Annotated in this window: 13 protein-coding genes and 1 pseudogene; 5 read left to right on the top strand and 9 right to left on the bottom strand. The window is 37.4% G+C overall.

What is annotated here, in order from left to right:
• Positions 1 to 350 precede the first annotated feature (350 nt).
• Positions 351 to 1,478, top strand: coding sequence for a GntR family transcriptional regulator (locus tag ACTQ5K_RS24175; protein WP_048718258.1), 1,128 nt, complete (start codon positions 351 to 353; stop codon positions 1,476 to 1,478).
• Positions 1,479 to 1,497: 19 nt separating this feature from the next.
• On the opposite strand, the gene ACTQ5K_RS24170 is transcribed toward ACTQ5K_RS24175, so the two are convergent.
• Positions 1,498 to 2,550 (bottom strand): permease, encoded by a 1,053-nt coding sequence (locus ACTQ5K_RS24170; protein WP_441994396.1) that lies wholly within the window; start codon positions 2,548 to 2,550, stop codon positions 1,498 to 1,500.
• Positions 2,551 to 2,748: 198 nt separating this feature from the next.
• Here ACTQ5K_RS24170 and selD point away from each other — a divergent pair, with 198 nt between their 5' ends.
• Positions 2,749 to 3,798, top strand: a complete 1,050-nt coding sequence (gene selD, locus ACTQ5K_RS24165) for a selenide, water dikinase SelD (RefSeq protein WP_441994395.1) — start codon at positions 2,749 to 2,751, stop codon at positions 3,796 to 3,798.
• Positions 3,799 to 3,816: 18 nt separating this feature from the next.
• On the top strand, positions 3,817 to 4,878 hold the full coding sequence (gene mnmH / locus ACTQ5K_RS24160; protein WP_441994394.1) for a tRNA 2-selenouridine(34) synthase MnmH: 1,062 nt from the start codon (positions 3,817 to 3,819) through the stop codon (positions 4,876 to 4,878).
• A 593-nt stretch (positions 4,879 to 5,471) separates the two neighbouring features.
• Here the strand turns inward: mnmH and galU are convergent.
• The 5 genes from galU to ACTQ5K_RS24135 form a co-directional block, all read right to left on the bottom strand.
• A complete protein-coding gene (gene galU, locus ACTQ5K_RS24155) occupies positions 5,472 to 6,368 on the bottom strand; it encodes a UTP--glucose-1-phosphate uridylyltransferase GalU (RefSeq protein WP_251628686.1) in 897 nt (298 codons plus the stop codon).
• A 346-nt stretch (positions 6,369 to 6,714) separates the two neighbouring features.
• Positions 6,715 to 7,266 (bottom strand): YdhK family protein, encoded by a 552-nt coding sequence (locus ACTQ5K_RS24150; protein WP_441994393.1) that lies wholly within the window; start codon positions 7,264 to 7,266, stop codon positions 6,715 to 6,717.
• A gap of 67 nt (positions 7,267 to 7,333) precedes the next feature.
• Positions 7,334 to 9,019 (bottom strand): ATP-binding protein, encoded by a 1,686-nt coding sequence (locus ACTQ5K_RS24145; RefSeq protein ID WP_441994392.1) that lies wholly within the window; start codon positions 9,017 to 9,019, stop codon positions 7,334 to 7,336.
• Positions 9,020 to 9,264: 245 nt separating this feature from the next.
• A complete protein-coding gene (locus ACTQ5K_RS24140) occupies positions 9,265 to 9,774 on the bottom strand; it encodes a DinB family protein (protein WP_441994391.1) in 510 nt (169 codons plus the stop codon).
• Between the two features lie 15 nt (positions 9,775 to 9,789).
• Positions 9,790 to 10,302 carry a GNAT family N-acetyltransferase gene (locus tag ACTQ5K_RS24135; RefSeq protein WP_441994390.1) on the bottom strand — a complete coding sequence of 171 codons (513 nt, stop codon included), beginning with the start codon at positions 10,300 to 10,302 and terminating at the stop codon, positions 9,790 to 9,792.
• Positions 10,303 to 10,651: 349 nt separating this feature from the next.
• On the opposite strand from ACTQ5K_RS24135, the gene ACTQ5K_RS24130 reads away from it, so the two are divergent.
• Positions 10,652 to 11,515 (top strand): AraC family transcriptional regulator, encoded by an 864-nt coding sequence (locus ACTQ5K_RS24130; protein ID WP_441132165.1) that lies wholly within the window; start codon positions 10,652 to 10,654, stop codon positions 11,513 to 11,515.
• Positions 11,516 to 11,659: 144 nt separating this feature from the next.
• On the opposite strand, the gene ACTQ5K_RS24125 is transcribed toward ACTQ5K_RS24130, so the two are convergent.
• Positions 11,660 to 12,181, bottom strand: coding sequence for a GIY-YIG nuclease family protein (locus ACTQ5K_RS24125; RefSeq protein ID WP_441994389.1), 522 nt, complete (start codon positions 12,179 to 12,181; stop codon positions 11,660 to 11,662).
• A 46-nt stretch (positions 12,182 to 12,227) separates the two neighbouring features.
• On the bottom strand, positions 12,228 to 12,974 hold the full coding sequence (locus ACTQ5K_RS24120; protein ID WP_031539973.1) for a DUF2087 domain-containing protein: 747 nt from the start codon (positions 12,972 to 12,974) through the stop codon (positions 12,228 to 12,230).
• Between the two features lie 588 nt (positions 12,975 to 13,562).
• Between ACTQ5K_RS24120 and ACTQ5K_RS24115 the strand changes: the two genes are divergently transcribed.
• Entirely contained in the window at positions 13,563 to 14,138 is a 576-nt protein-coding gene (locus ACTQ5K_RS24115) for an HAD-IA family hydrolase (protein ID WP_031539971.1), read from the top strand.
• A 48-nt stretch (positions 14,139 to 14,186) separates the two neighbouring features.
• Here the strand turns inward: ACTQ5K_RS24115 and ACTQ5K_RS24110 are convergent.
• Positions 14,187 to 14,640, bottom strand: a pseudogene (locus ACTQ5K_RS24110) (metallophosphoesterase); the annotation flags it as partial.

Here is a 14,640-nt window from a genome sequence, read left to right as displayed (position 1 = left end):
ATTCGGGCTTAGAGAACGCTTCTCTGTTACCTTGAGGACCACTTTTTCTGCTATTCGGGCTTAGAGAACGCTTCTCTGTTACCTTGAGGACCACTTTTTCTGCCATTCGGGCTTAGAGAACGACTCTCTGTTACCTCGGCGACCACTTTTTCTGTCATTCGGGCTTAGACACAGTCTCTCTCACCGCTCCTCCCTAACAAGCTCTATCCCACACTCCTCAGGTCAAATCAGCGCCACTCCCACCCCAACTTCAACATTCTTTTACAAAAATACAATAAAAATGTATATCTCCAGAATTGTTCGCATTTCTTAGAAGTAACAGATTTTCATTTAAAAGGGGGAGATTTACGATGGGGCGACATTCGAAGAAATTAATGGTGGTAGAGGCGGTAAAAGATTGGGTGATGGATGGAAGAGTGAAACCAGGTGAGCGATTTTATTCTGAATATGAGCTTGCGAAATTATTTGATGTGAGTAGGTATACGGTTCGCCTAGCGATGAGAGAGCTGGTTCATGAGGGGTGGCTTTATCGGGAGCCGGGTGTTGGCACTTTTTGTGGGGAGCCTTTTGCTAGTAAAATAGGTGATAGCAAAACAAATGGGAAAAATATAGGCGTGATGATGACTTATCTTTCCGATTATATTTTTCCATCGATTATTCGCGGAATGGAGACCTATTTAACGGATAGAGGTTATTCTTTAACATTAGTCTGTACGGAAAATAACCATGCGAAAGAACGGCTATGTCTCCGTAATCTCCTTGATTTGAACATGGATGGCCTAATTTTAGAACCTACTAAAAGCAATCAATTTAATCCTAATATGGACTGTTATCTTGAACTGGAGCAGCGTAATATTCCGTATTTAATGATTAATCAGTTCTATTCTCAGCTCTCTCCTTTTCATTTAAAAATGGATGATGTCAAAGGAGGATATATGGCAACAGATCATCTGATTCAACTTGGCCATGAACAAATTCTAGGAATCTTTAAGTCTGATGATTTACAAGGTGTTCATCGTATGCAAGGCTTTTTAGAGGCAATGCGACATGGAAAACGTTCCATTAGTCCAGAAAATCTCGTAACCTTTACTACGGAACAATTACATCATGATTTTGCAGAAAAACTTTTGAATACGCTTAAAAACAAAAATAAGTTGCCAACTGCCATTGTCTGTTACAACGATTTTATCGCAAAGTCTGTGCAAACAGTTTTAGAAAAATTACAATTGTCCATTCCACAGGATATCTCTCTCATCGGGTTTGATGATGTTAATCCAGCTGGTTCAACAGAGATAGCAATAACAACCATTAATCATCCGAAAAGCCGTATGGGGATTGATGCTGCTAGATGGATTATTGCAGCAGTAGAGGGAAAAGAATTTAATCTATCAAACGAACCTCCCATTATTTATGAACCAGAACTAGTGATACGGTCCTCAACTGACGTCGTAAAAAAGAACAGATCCATCGTGTCTTAATGCACGTGGATCTGTCATCCTATATCATTACTTTTCCTATTAATCCACTGATAATGCCTAATACAACAACGGAAAGACTGACAAATACGAGCACTTTCCTTGGGAAGGATTTAGCGACTATTAATAAGGAAGGCAAGCTAATGCTTGGCAATGTAATAAGCAAAGCGGCAGCTGGCCCTGCCCCAAGCCCCATCATCATAAGGGTTTGAATAATTGGGATTTCTGCTGCTGTTGGAATAACAAAGAGCATTCCAGCAATGGCAAAAATCAGAATAGCAAGCAAACTATTAGACATGCTGTCACTTAATTGTGGGAAAATCCAAAAGCGTGCAGCTCCTAATATTAAAACAGATAGAACATACGCCGGAACAACATAAAGAATCATGCTTCCTAAAGAAGCAAGCCATCTTTTCATAAAGGAACGCTTATCCTCTTCGGCATCTTCTATTAATTTATCAACAGATACAGATGGTGCATCCTTTACAAAGCGATTAGCGAGATAGCTAATGCCAAAGGTTAAAATCAGTCCAATCACAAGTCGTAATAATGTAAACTTCCAAGAAAGGACGAATGTCATAAAAATTAAAGTTGCTGGATTGATAGTCGGGTTTCCAATCCAAAAAGCTAAGCTTGCACCGACGGAAGCATTCTTTTTGCGAAGTCCAACCGCAACTGGCGCGGCACAGCAAGTACACATCATTCCTGGAATGGAAGCAAGTCCTGCAGCTGCTGTACTGCCAAAGCTAGTTTTTCCTAATACTTTTAACAGCCATCCTGACGGTAACAGCACTTGAACAAGCGATCCGAGCAGAATACCTAAAACTGCTGCTTTCCATACAGATTGGAAGTAGGCAACCGTATAACTTACTGCTGCACTCCATGAAAAAGAGTTAGAAATCTGATCTTGGAGAATCGAATCTCCAATAGAATGTGTTTGAAAAGAAAGGATCGCTTTATGATAATAAGGCCACCATTTCACATAAGTAAGACCAATTACTGTAACTACTATAAATAGAAAAGCGAACCAAAACGTTCTTTTTTGGCTTGATTGCTCCTCTGTTAACGTACTCATCTCTCTCACCTTCGTTATCATTAAATTAAGTGCGATTAAATTATATCATATATTTATTTTTAGACACTCGAAAAAGATTTACTCCCCTTTTTTTCCCATCCAATCTACATAGCATGCATTGAGCTTCCCATTGCTTTATAATAGATAATGAAGCTTATAAAAAAATATTTATTTTACTAGAAAGAAGGTTGGTGTCATATGACACAGTCTTATTCCGTTAAACTTACATCTTTATCTTCAAAAGGAGGCTGCGGTTGTAAAATTGGACCTGCTGATTTATCTGAAGTAATTCGTACCCTTCCTCCAGCTGAAAAAAATCCAAATCTTCTTGTTGGCTTAGATACAAGCGATGACGCTGGCGTATACAAGCTTACAGATGATTTAGCGATTGTCCAAACCGTTGATTTCTTCACACCGATTGTAGATGATCCCTATTCATTTGGACAAATTGCTGCGGCAAATGCTTTAAGTGACATATATGCAATGGGCGGCAAACCACTAACTGCCTTAAATATTGTTGCTTTCCCGATTTCTGTATTGGAAAAAGAAATTTTGGCTGATATTATGCGCGGAGCCGGCGATAAAGTGAAAGAAGCTGGTGCTACACTTGTCGGCGGTCATTCGATTGATGATAAAGAGCCTAAATTTGGCCTTGCTGTAACTGGTACGATTCATCCAGATAAAGTACGTACAAATGCCGGTGCTAAGCCGACTGATAAATTAATTTTAACTAAACCAATTGGTGTCGGCATTTTAACTACATCGATTAAAAGAGGCCTTTTGACAACAGAAGAAATTGATCGTGTTACAAACGTTATGGCTACACTGAATAAGAAGGCTGCAGAAGTGATGGGAGCTTATGAGGTGCATGCTTGTACGGATGTCACTGGATTTGGACTTCTGGGACATGCTTCTGAAATGGCAAAAGGAAGTAATACTACTATTAAAATCGCGTCCAAGCAAGTTCCTGTCCTTCCGCGCGTAAAAGAACTAGCACAAGAAGGCGTTATTCCTGGTGGAACGAAAAATAACTTTGCACATTTAGAAGGCGATGTTACGTTCTCCTCTGAATTGGATGAAATCGATCAATTGATTTTATGCGATGCCGTTACCTCTGGAGGATTGTTGATTTCCGTTAAAGGCGACCAAGCAGATGCATTGCTGCAAGAATTAGTTGGCGCTGGTGTAGAAGCGGCCATCATTGGCGACGTCACAGAAGAGAGCCCTGGTCATATTTTTGTTGGGTAAGCGAAAGGCGGAGTTACCTTGTTTCAAGATATAACGATTGAACGATTATTTGAATTACGGGAGAAAAAAGAATTTTCTTTAGTAGATGTTCGCTCTCCTTCTGAATTTCATGAGCATTCTATCCCTGGCAGTATCAATATCCCTCTTTTTACAGATGAGGAAAGAGCAGAGGTTGGGACTATTTATAAGCAGGTAAGTGTGGAAGCGGCAAAAGCTCGCGGTTTGGAAATTGTGTCTGCAAAACTGCCTGCTTTCATTCAGTCATTCCAAGAATTATCAAGGGATGTAGTGGTCTTTTGCTGGCGGGGCGGCATGCGCAGTAAAACAGCGGCAACCGTTATTGATTTAATGGGCGTTCATAGCTACCGCTTGCAAGGCGGATTCCGGACGTATCGCAGGTGGGTTATCCACCAATTAGATGCAATGGAAATGGCTCAGGAAGCAATTGTCTTAAACGGCTACACCGGTTCCAATAAAACGGTTATTTTACAGCATTTAAAGCAAGAAGGACTTCCTGTATTGGACTTGGAAGGAATGGCCAATCATCGCGGCTCCATCTTCGGACAAATTGGGCTCAAACCCCATAATCAGAAGACTTTCGACTCCTTGCTTGTTGGTGAAATCGAAAAGCTTCCTGCTTCTCCCTATTTTTTAATGGAAGGTGAAAGCAAGCGGATTGGCAAAGTACTGCTACCTGACTTTCTTTTGAAAAAAAAGGAGGCTGGCCTTCAGCTATTTATTCATATGCCAATCGAGGAGCGAGTTCAGCATATATTGGCTGACTATTCTCCAGCCGATCATCATGATGAATGTGTAGAAGCATTCCAATTAATCAAGCGGCGCATCCACACACCCGCGGCTGCTAAAATTGAGGAAGCTCTAGAGACTAGAAACTATGCTGAAGCTGTTGAATTGCTGTTAACCTACTATTATGATCCTCTCTATGAAAGAACGGCTTTACAATATAAAGATGAGCAAACGATCGATTTATATGTGCAAAACACAGAGGATGCGATCATCAAAGTGAAGGAGCTGTGGCATAAGAAGAGTCGGACTTCAGCCAAGAGCGAAGTGAACTAATTTAGAAACTTTACTTTTGGAACTAGCTTTATTACTTGTTATTTTGAACAAGTAATAAAGCTTTTTTTTGTTTTAAGGGCGTGCGGGTAGACTGGAAAATGAGGGAAGGGATTTTGCAGTTGTGATTACATGCAGAGTCGGTTTGGTTACCGTTTTGTGGTTATACTTCTAATTTTGGAGTCGGTTCGGGTAGAAATTTGGAATTATGGCTGGAAACATTAAGACATAAGCAAAACCGAGGGAAGAGATATTGGGATATCAGCCAAAATTGAGGGTTTATCAGCCAAACTTAGGATTTTTCAGCCAAACCACTGCTCTTTTCAGCCAAATTTAGGATTTTTCAGCCAAACCACTGCTCTTTTCAGCCAAACTTGAGGTTTATCAGCCAAACCACTGCTCTTTTCAGCCAAACTTGGGATTTTTCAGCCAAAACACTACTCTTTTCAGCCAAACTTGAGGTTTATCAGCCAAACTACTGCTCTTATCAGCCAACCACCAGCAACTAACTAATTACTCCCACACTCACACCACAAATTTCAAAAAAAAACACCTCTCAAATGCAGATATCCCTGCACTCAAAAGGCGTTTCTTTCTTATAATACTTTGATTTTATCTAAATCAGCTTTATCAAGCACTTGCTTCATATATTCAAGAATTTCTTCTCTCATTTCATCACGTTGTAGCGCGAATTCTAATGTTGTTTTTACGAATCCTAATGTTTCGCCAACATCATAACGATCTCCTTCGAAATCATATGCAAATACGCGTTGGATTTGGTTTAGTTGTTGGATTGCATCTGTTAATTGGATTTCTCCGCCTGCACCTGTTTGTTGTTTTTCCAAGTACATGAAGATTTCTGGTGTCAACACATAGCGACCCATGATTGCTAAGTTAGATGGAGCTGTTCCAGGAGCTGGTTTTTCAATGAAATTATTAACCTGGTATCTTCTTCCTTCGCTATCGCTTGGATCTACAATTCCGTAACGATGTGTTTCATTGTCCGGTACGGATTGAACACCAATAACAGAAGCATGTGTTTCTTCATATTGTTCAATTAGTTGTTTCAGGCAAGGTGTATCGCTTTGTACGATATCGTCACCAAGTAAAACAGCAAATGGCTCATCCCCAATAAAGCTTTTCGCACACCAAACAGCATGTCCTAATCCTTTTGGCTCTTTTTGTCTAATATAATGAATATCTGCTAGATTAGAGGAATATTGAACTTTTTCAAGCAATTCAAATTTCTCTTTATCAAGAAGATTTTGTTCTAATTCATGGGCGTAATCGAAGTGATCTTCAATCGCTCTTTTCCCTTTACCAGTAACGATTATAATATCTTCAATCCCAGAAGCAATTGCTTCTTCTACAATATATTGAATAGTAGGCTTATCAACAATTGGTAACATTTCTTTCGGCATTGCTTTCGTTGCTGGCAAAAATCTAGTTCCGAGTCCAGCGGCTGGAATGATCGCTTTTCTTACTTTTTTCAAGTTATTTCCTCCTTTAGGCAATTCGCTTTATAATTATACCATTTTTTTGCTTAAAAGGAACTCCCATCCGAAGTTCTTTTTTGTAAATTATTAGCAAATTCATTAGAATCGTTCTGTATTAAGTTGAAAAATAGAAATAATTTAACAAATACGTTCTTAATAACGTACATCTATCATATCATTATATAGTTTCCTTGAAAATAGTTTTATTATGTATTTTTATTTAATTTATCATTTTTTACAATATTTTGTCAAATATACTCCCGTTAATAAAGATTGAATGTTCAGAAAACTTTATTCAAGCATACAAAAAAAGAGCTGTAATTACAACCCTTTTTTTACAACATTATTCAGCAAAAACTTCCTCCTCTGTGACCCATTTGTGATTGGTTACCATCTCGCCGCCTGTTGTTGGTTGGTAGTCTACCATGTACACGGTTGTGTTCTCAGCGGATTCAATAGTTGCTTTTGCGCCTTTCATGCCTTCCATATGATCTGCTTCTAGGGTAACCTCTGTTCCCTTTTCAAGCATTTCACTTCCCGCATCCTTTATTTCATCCTGGATGACCCATTTATGATTCTTGACCGGTTCTCCGCCTGTCGTCGGAGTATAGGTCACTTGATAGGCGATAGTATCAAAAGCATTTAAAACGGTCGCTTCTGCTCCGTCCATCCCTTCCATATGATTGGCCTTTAAGATTACTTGACTACCTTCCTTATATTTCGGATCCGCTGCAGGCTCTAAACCTTCAGGGATTTCTGGAGAGCCAGTTTCTTGGTGTTCATGCTGCTCGGTTTGACTTGATTCTTTGTCACTATTTTCTTCAGCTGATGAACAGCCATAAAATAATAGCACTAAGGTAAAAATAGAAGCGATAGTAACATGTCTACTTTTCATTGTCTAACCTCCTCTATTACGAATTCTTTCACTATAGAGGAAATTTTAAACATGCAAAACAATTAATTTAATTGGCTAAAGGCAGTCGAATCGTGAAGGTTGTGCCAACTCCATCTTCTGACACGAAATCTATTTTGCCTTTATGTTCTGCAATGATGTTATAGCAGATAACTAATCCTAGTCCTGTTCCTTTTTCTTTTGTCGTATAAAAAGGTTCCCCAAGCTTATTTTTTATTTCATTGGGAATCCCTTTGCCATTGTCTTTAATCGTAACGACAATCCATCTTTCATCCACTTTTGCTTCTATATTAATAATTCCGTCATTATCCATTGCTTCAATTGCATTTTTGACCAGATTGATAAAAACCTGTTTTATCTGATCCACATTACATAAGGCAGTCAAATTTTCATCATATGTATCTAAATTAATGGCGACATTATTTAAATTGGCTTGCGATTGCATTAAAGTATAGACATCTAGTAGAATCTTTCCTATGCTTATTTTTTTAATTTCCGACTTAGCTGGTTTTCCTAGAAACATTAACTCGCTCGCTATTGTTTCAATCCGATTAATTTCAATATCAAGGATTGGATAAATATCTTTTAATTTCATTGCTCCTTGGTATGCGAGCTTTAGAAATCCTTTAATAGCAGTAAGGGGATTTCTAATTTCATGTGCGATACTTGCTGCTAATTGACCAGCGATTCCTAGTTTTTCATTTTTAATCTGAAGCTGCTGATTTTCTTTTCTGACCCTTATATCTCGGGCAATTATAATAATTGTCGAGCTTAAATCTTCGAAGAGAAATGGATATGCTAGAATTTCTACCTCTACTACTTTTCCCTGAGAGGTAATAAGCTCCATCTCGTAAGGTGTTGCTATTTCTCCTCCCCAAATAAGCTCTTCCTTTTCTAAATACTTTTCTAAGAAATCTGGTTTCATAATCTCATATGCTGATTTTCCAACAAGGTCTTCTGTTTCTAATAGTTTTATTGCTGCTTTATTTACATACATAATAATATTGTTAGAAGTAATGAAGACCGCATCTAGCATGTCGTCTACTAGTCGGGAATAGTAGGTTTGTGCTAGTTGAAGATTGGCAAGGGTTTCTTCATATTTGCCACTCTGTACGGGGGATGGAGGCTTGATTTCTTTTTTATAAACATTAGATAATGTGAATTCTGTATCTGTCATTACATATGGATGGGCGTTTTTTAAATGGATATAATTGCTTGCAGATAATTCTGTCCCATCATAGGCACATACAGCATAATTTTGATAATCTCTTATGTATTCATCCACTTCATTCTCATATTGAAGCAAGTTATCTATGATTTTGTCTTGTTCAAAGAGACTTTGGGCTTTCCCCCAAAACCGCATCGTTATATCCCTATTAAAAAAATAATCGGGATCAATTGAGCCACTAATTGTTTCTATAATACTTGCTAATTGAAGATTTTCACTTCTAAAATAGACTTCCTCACTATCTATGAAATGAATCTGATTAATCTTTTCCTTTTCTAATCCGTTTTCTTCCAACTTTTTGATTATTAGTGGCCATATTTTCTTCTGATCTACTAAAACAACTTTTTGCTCCAAAAGCAGACCGGCTTTTATGAAGGACGCAGCATTTGTTATGTATGTGTCTTTGTTACTTGTTATGTACATGATGTGTGCGCCACTAGTCATATCAGAGAGATTTGTAAGAGCAATCTCTGGATGAAACCTTGTCTGAGGAGTATATACAGCCATTAAAAACCCCCAACTTTCTATATAAGTTTAATTTCCTTTTATTATAGCACGTAAATTTCCGACAATTTGACTCAATTTTATTTTTCCATAAAAATTAAAGAGACAGTTTTTGCACTGCTTTAATGCAGTTAACTATCCAATATAGTTATATATCGACACAAGTCTTTTTCCTTTTGTCTATTTAATTCCCCCTTTTTTCCGAAGAACGACAAAAAAAGACTCCCTCTCAGGAATCTCCCTATATGCTAGAGCGTATATCTTTCTTTAATTAATTTCAAATGATGGCGTTCATGGCCTGCAATAATATAGGCAAGGGCATTCACTGTAAATTCTCCCTTATTAGCAAATCCCCTCTTTTCCCAGGCATCTTCTGAAATACCTTTTATCAAGGCAACAGTAGACGAGCGAACAGCTTTAAATTCTTGGAGAAGGTCGTCTATTGTTCTGGAGGAAAAATTAGCATTCTCCACATAGCTTTCATCATCATATCCAGCTAACGGCGTTTTATCTCCCCTAGCAATCCGTAATAAACGATAAGCCTGAATTCTTTCCGTGTCGATAAGATGACCAATCACTTCTATAAGGGACCACTTCCCCTCTGCATAGCGAAAATCCCTTTGCTTTTCATTCGCCTTCACATAAGCAAATGTTTCGTCTAGCTGAGAACCAATAATTTCGATTATGTCTCCTTCTGGAACTAGACCTACATAGCCTCTATAATGTTCTGGATAATCCGTAATTGCTGGTTTTGCCATCCTTATTATTCCTCCTTATCCTTCTACTGGGGATTCTGGACCCTTTAATTCTAGCTGATAAAAAGCCAAATCTAGCCATTTCTCAAATTTATAGCCTGCTTTTTTAATCGTGCCTGAATAAGTAAATCCTAGTTTCTCATGGATGAGAATACTTCCTTTATTCGTACTATCGATTCCAGCAATTAATGTCGCATAGCTCTCTTCTTCAGCACGTTCGATTAGGGCTTTTAATAGCTTTGTGCCAATCCCTTTTTTCCTTGCCTCTTTATGGACATATACAGAATGCTCAATCGAATACTTGTAAGCTGGCCAAGCCCGAAATGGACCATATGTAGCAAACCCAAGCACTTTGCCATCTTCCTCAAAAACAAAAAGGGGATACCCTCCCTCTGTTTTCTGGTTAAACCATCCTTTTCTGTCTTCTAAGGAATGTGCACGATAATCATAAACAGCCGTTGTATGTAAAATGGCATCATTATAAATCTCTAGTACCTCTCCTAAATCTGTTTCCTTCATCTCTCGGATCATAGCCATATCCCCTTTTTTTACTATTGGAAAAATTCCATCTAATTTTATAATCTTATTAAGTAAGATACCAATTCGTGGGGAAAAATGAAAGTATTTTTATGAAAAAAAGATGCCATTTTCATCTGGCACCTTTTAGAAAAGTTTCCGTGACCACTTATCATTTGTATTCAAGGATCTAAATCCAAATTGCTTTTGGGTATACTACATTACTTCAGCTGTCAATGTTTTGGCCGTGTAATTATCATAGGCTAAACTCTTATAAAAGGCATATTCCGATATAATCCGTATGATAATTATCGAGTAAATCATACCTATTAACGATACTATGTATTTGTGAGGAGGGAAATAAATGCTACAACAATTAAATAATTTAATGGAGCACATCGAAACACATCTAACGGAAGAAATCACTGGAAAAGATATATCGAAAATCGTCGGACTATCTGAATATCATTTTAAAAGAATGTTTTCCTATATGGCTGGAATGTCATTAAATGAGTATATCAAAAATAGGAGATTATCGGTTGCGAATGTTGATTTAATTAGCGGAGCAAAAGTGACTGATATTGCCTATAAATATGGCTATCAATCAATAGAAGGATTTTCAAGAGCCTTTCGTGAATGGAGTGGTTTTTTACCTTCAGAAGTAATCAAAAATAAAATTCAAAAATCATTTCCCAAATTTTCATTCTATATCGATATCAAAGGAGGAACTTCTATGGAATTCAAAATAGAAAAGAAAGAAAAATTTAATATTGTAGGTGTCTCGAAAAGAGTACCCATACAATTCGAAGGTGAAAATAAAGCTATCTTAGAACTAGCCCATTCCATTACCGAACAACAAAGAAATGACATGCATCAATTAGCTGATTTATATCCTTATCAAGTCTTAAATGTTTCTTTTGACTTTGATGATGGCTATTTGGAGGAAAAAGGATATTTAACTCATATGATTGGTTTTGCAACGACAAAAGAAAATTCAGTCGATCATTTAGAGCAAATTGCTATTGAAGAAAGTTTATGGGCAATCTTCCCTAATCAAGGACCATTTCCAGTTACACTCCAAGAGACTACCGCAAAAATATATTCTGAATGGTTGCCTTCTTCTGATTATGAATTGGTAGAATTACCTGGAATTTCATTTACCAAATACACTACTGCTTCGGAAAATGTATATAGTGAAGTTTGGGTGGCAGTTAAGAAAAAAAGTTAGGAGATAACTTTGAGGAATTAATAATTTCTATACAAAAATCACAAAGGTTGGACTTAATCCCCTTTTATTCCCAACCTTTGTGTATGCTGTCTTATTGTTATCTATATTGCTAATACAGCTTTTTTTGTGTATTTAGATTTATCCTTAATTTTTCCGATTATTATAGCCTTTCTCACCAAACGGCAGTAGTTTATCCAACCACTTATCTTCCAGTTTTGCTAGCTCTTCTTTTTCATTATAATAAGGATCCTCTTTCGGCTTTAATACCTCTACTATTTCAAAGGAAAATGCATCCTTTCCATATTCCTTCCATTCTTCCACCAGCTTTTTATTCGCATATCCGCCATTTTCCAGGGAAAATTTTACACCATTAATTGTTTTAAAATTCCGTGTGCTGACTACACATACCTTCCCATTCTTTTTATTTGTTATTGTATAAATACCAGCTTCAATCGGAATTTCTCGATATTGCTGTTTTAGTACTTTTTTGCGGTCCATTTTTTTCACCCTTCTCTTATTTTTGGCTATTATCGTAAAGCTTGTTGTTATAAGCTTCAGCTTAAAATACACTTCGCTTTCCATGGGAGGGAGGCTTCGCAACTCCGTTGGACTTTCTCCCAGTTCCCAAGTCTCCGTGTATTCAGACTGCTCACCATTCCCAATCAATGTATTTATCCTATTAAAAAAGCAATAATCTTTTTTTGAAAACAGTCTATTTTTTTAACCAATAAAGGCTTCCATCTGCCTTGCGATCAAGAAATCCATATTCAATTAAATATCGTCTAATCAGAACATAGTCCTCATAAATTGTTTGTAAGAGCTGATTTAATTCTTTTTCCGAATAGCTCTCCTGTCCTTCTAATCGCTTTGCTATTTCACGAAGAACCATTAACTTTTGCTTTTGTTTCATCGGAAATTTACTCAAGACTCCTGCATTAAAATACTTAGCTGCTATTTCTTCCTGCTCTGCTTCCGTAATATTGTATCGGTCATCTACCATCGTAGCTGTTTGATGAATGGGGACAAAACTAGGGGCATGATTGTCCTTTTCCTTCATTAACTCTATAATCGCCAGAAAATTTCTTGCTTGCCGTTCCTTTTCCTTCAGAGCAAAACGATGATGCCTAATCGTTGAAGCACTGCCAATCTCCAGTTCCTTTTTTACCTCTGCATCACTTTTCCCTTGATAAAACAGCTCCAGTAATTTCGTCTGATGCTCCGTTAACCCTGTCATCTTTTTATCAAGACCAATCAAATAATGAAACACAGATTGATGCGAACCCTCAATATGACGCTTCATAAACTTCTCCGCCTCATATAATTTGCCATCCACTGGATAGATAATGCCCTTCTCTACCTGCTCCCCACACAAAAGACAAAGAAACGAATCATCTTTCTCTATATATCCCTTTTTTAATTCATCTATTGTTGCGTTTTGAAAAAATGATGAAACATCCATAAAACAAACACCTCGTTATTTTGTTTGTTATTTTATAAACAAAATTATATTTCGTTAGTAATATAATAAACATTTTTAGATTATCCGTCAATATTAGGGGGGATATTTTGGTGGACTGGGTTTTTGGCATTTCCTTTACGTATGGGGAGGGGACAACTACTACTATTGTCTCTGATGAACGATGAACACAACACTACTTTTCTCTTTGATACCATTGCTTTTGGTTTTCATCTCCTTGATGAACGCTACTTTTCCCTTTGATACTGCAGCTTTTGGTTTTCATCTCCTTAATGAACACCACTTTTTCCTTTGGTTCCGTTGCTTTTGGTTTTCATCCCCCTGATGAACACCACTTTTCCCTTTGATCCTGCTACTTTTGGTTTTCATCCCCCTGATGAATACCACTTTTTCCTTTGGTTCCGCTGCTTTTGGTTTTCATCCCTCTGATGAACACTACTTTCCCCCTCCTCCCTCCAAAGTCCTGCGTTCATCCCTATTCCTTCCTCTCCCACTCTAGCAATCTCCTAATAGACTTACCAAATTAAGTATATTAACATAGAAGAAACAACATTTATGGAGGATTCCTATATGAATATTCTTTGGGATTTTGATGGTACATTATTTGATACATATCCTGCTTATACAGAGGTTCTTTACAAGATACTTGGAGAAAAGATAGAAAAGGACTCTATTTATAAAGAATTAAAAGTTTCCTTTTCCCATGCGATTCAATTTTTTGGATTAACGGAACAGCAGATAAAAGAGATTAAGACTATGAATAAGGAAATCGATGTAAGTGCGGTAAAGCCTTTTCCAGGTGTAGAGGAGATTTTAAAAAAAGCGGATACGAATGTGATTATGACACATAAAAGCTATGCGGGAGTTACTCATTTTCTTCGCCATTATGGATGGGAGAAATATTTTGCGGAAATCGTAACTTTGGAGAATGGATTTCCTAGGAAGCCTGCAGTAGATTCCTATCACTATTTACATACGAAGTATTCGATTGATTTAGCGATTGGTGATAGAGAATTGGATTTAATTCCGGCAAATAAATTAGGGATTCAAACCTGTATGTTCCAAAATCAATGTGAAATTGCTGACTTTCATCTAGTAGACTATGCTGATTTTTTCACCGTATATCCTGTGACAGATAAAGCATAACGTAAAAAGGAGCCTTCCAAGAAGATCGATTCTTCTAAGGAAAGCTCCTTATTCTAATACTATTTCCACAATCTCTGGTCGATTAAAAATCCGCTGGGGAATTATGCTATTACCTAAACCTCTATTAACAATCATTACCGTTTCTTCTTTTTTATACATGCCGGCTGTATATTCGGGCATAAAGCCTTGATCTGGTGCGACTATTCCGCCGATGAACGGGAGTCTTACTTGCCCTCCGTGGGCGTGACCAGTTAAGACTAGATCCAATTTTTCATAGAGGGAAAACAACTCTGGTCGATGGGACAGCAGCAAATTAAAATGTTCCTCAGAGCGGTGGCTGTCGATAATCTCGGATAGTTCCTCTTCACCTGACAAAAAGGTTGGGTCATCTTGAACTGACCTAGCCAAATGAGACATATATAAAACACCTATCCATATTAAATTTAACACTTTTTCATTAATTTGATATTGGTTCTTTACTGGAAATAGTTCAGGCACTTTG

The organism is Niallia sp. Sow4_A1 (assembly GCF_052116745.1).
GTDB classification, from domain to species: domain Bacteria; phylum Bacillota; class Bacilli; order Bacillales; family Cytobacillaceae; genus Niallia; species Niallia hominis.
Note: the sequence above shows the minus strand (reverse complement) of the source record. Positions and strands in the feature narration are given on the sequence as shown.

Coding starts and splice junctions, on each gene's coding strand:
- selD (WP_441994395.1), top strand. CDS start 2,749: ATGACACAGTCTTATTCCGTTAAACTTACATCTTTATCTTCAAAAGGA.
- ACTQ5K_RS24115 (WP_031539971.1), top strand. CDS start 13,563: ATGAATATTCTTTGGGATTTTGATGGTACATTATTTGATACATATCCT.
- ACTQ5K_RS24150 (WP_441994393.1), bottom strand. CDS start 7,266: ATGAAAAGTAGACATGTTACTATCGCTTCTATTTTTACCTTAGTGCTA.
- ACTQ5K_RS24130 (WP_441132165.1), top strand. CDS start 10,652: ATGCTACAACAATTAAATAATTTAATGGAGCACATCGAAACACATCTA.
- ACTQ5K_RS24135 (WP_441994390.1), bottom strand. CDS start 10,302: ATGATCCGAGAGATGAAGGAAACAGATTTAGGAGAGGTACTAGAGATT.
- ACTQ5K_RS24170 (WP_441994396.1), bottom strand. CDS start 2,550: ATGAGTACGTTAACAGAGGAGCAATCAAGCCAAAAAAGAACGTTTTGG.
- ACTQ5K_RS24145 (WP_441994392.1), bottom strand. CDS start 9,019: ATGGCTGTATATACTCCTCAGACAAGGTTTCATCCAGAGATTGCTCTT.
- ACTQ5K_RS24140 (WP_441994391.1), bottom strand. CDS start 9,774: ATGGCAAAACCAGCAATTACGGATTATCCAGAACATTATAGAGGCTAT.
- ACTQ5K_RS24175 (WP_048718258.1), top strand. CDS start 351: ATGGGGCGACATTCGAAGAAATTAATGGTGGTAGAGGCGGTAAAAGAT.
- ACTQ5K_RS24120 (WP_031539973.1), bottom strand. CDS start 12,974: ATGGATGTTTCATCATTTTTTCAAAACGCAACAATAGATGAATTAAAA.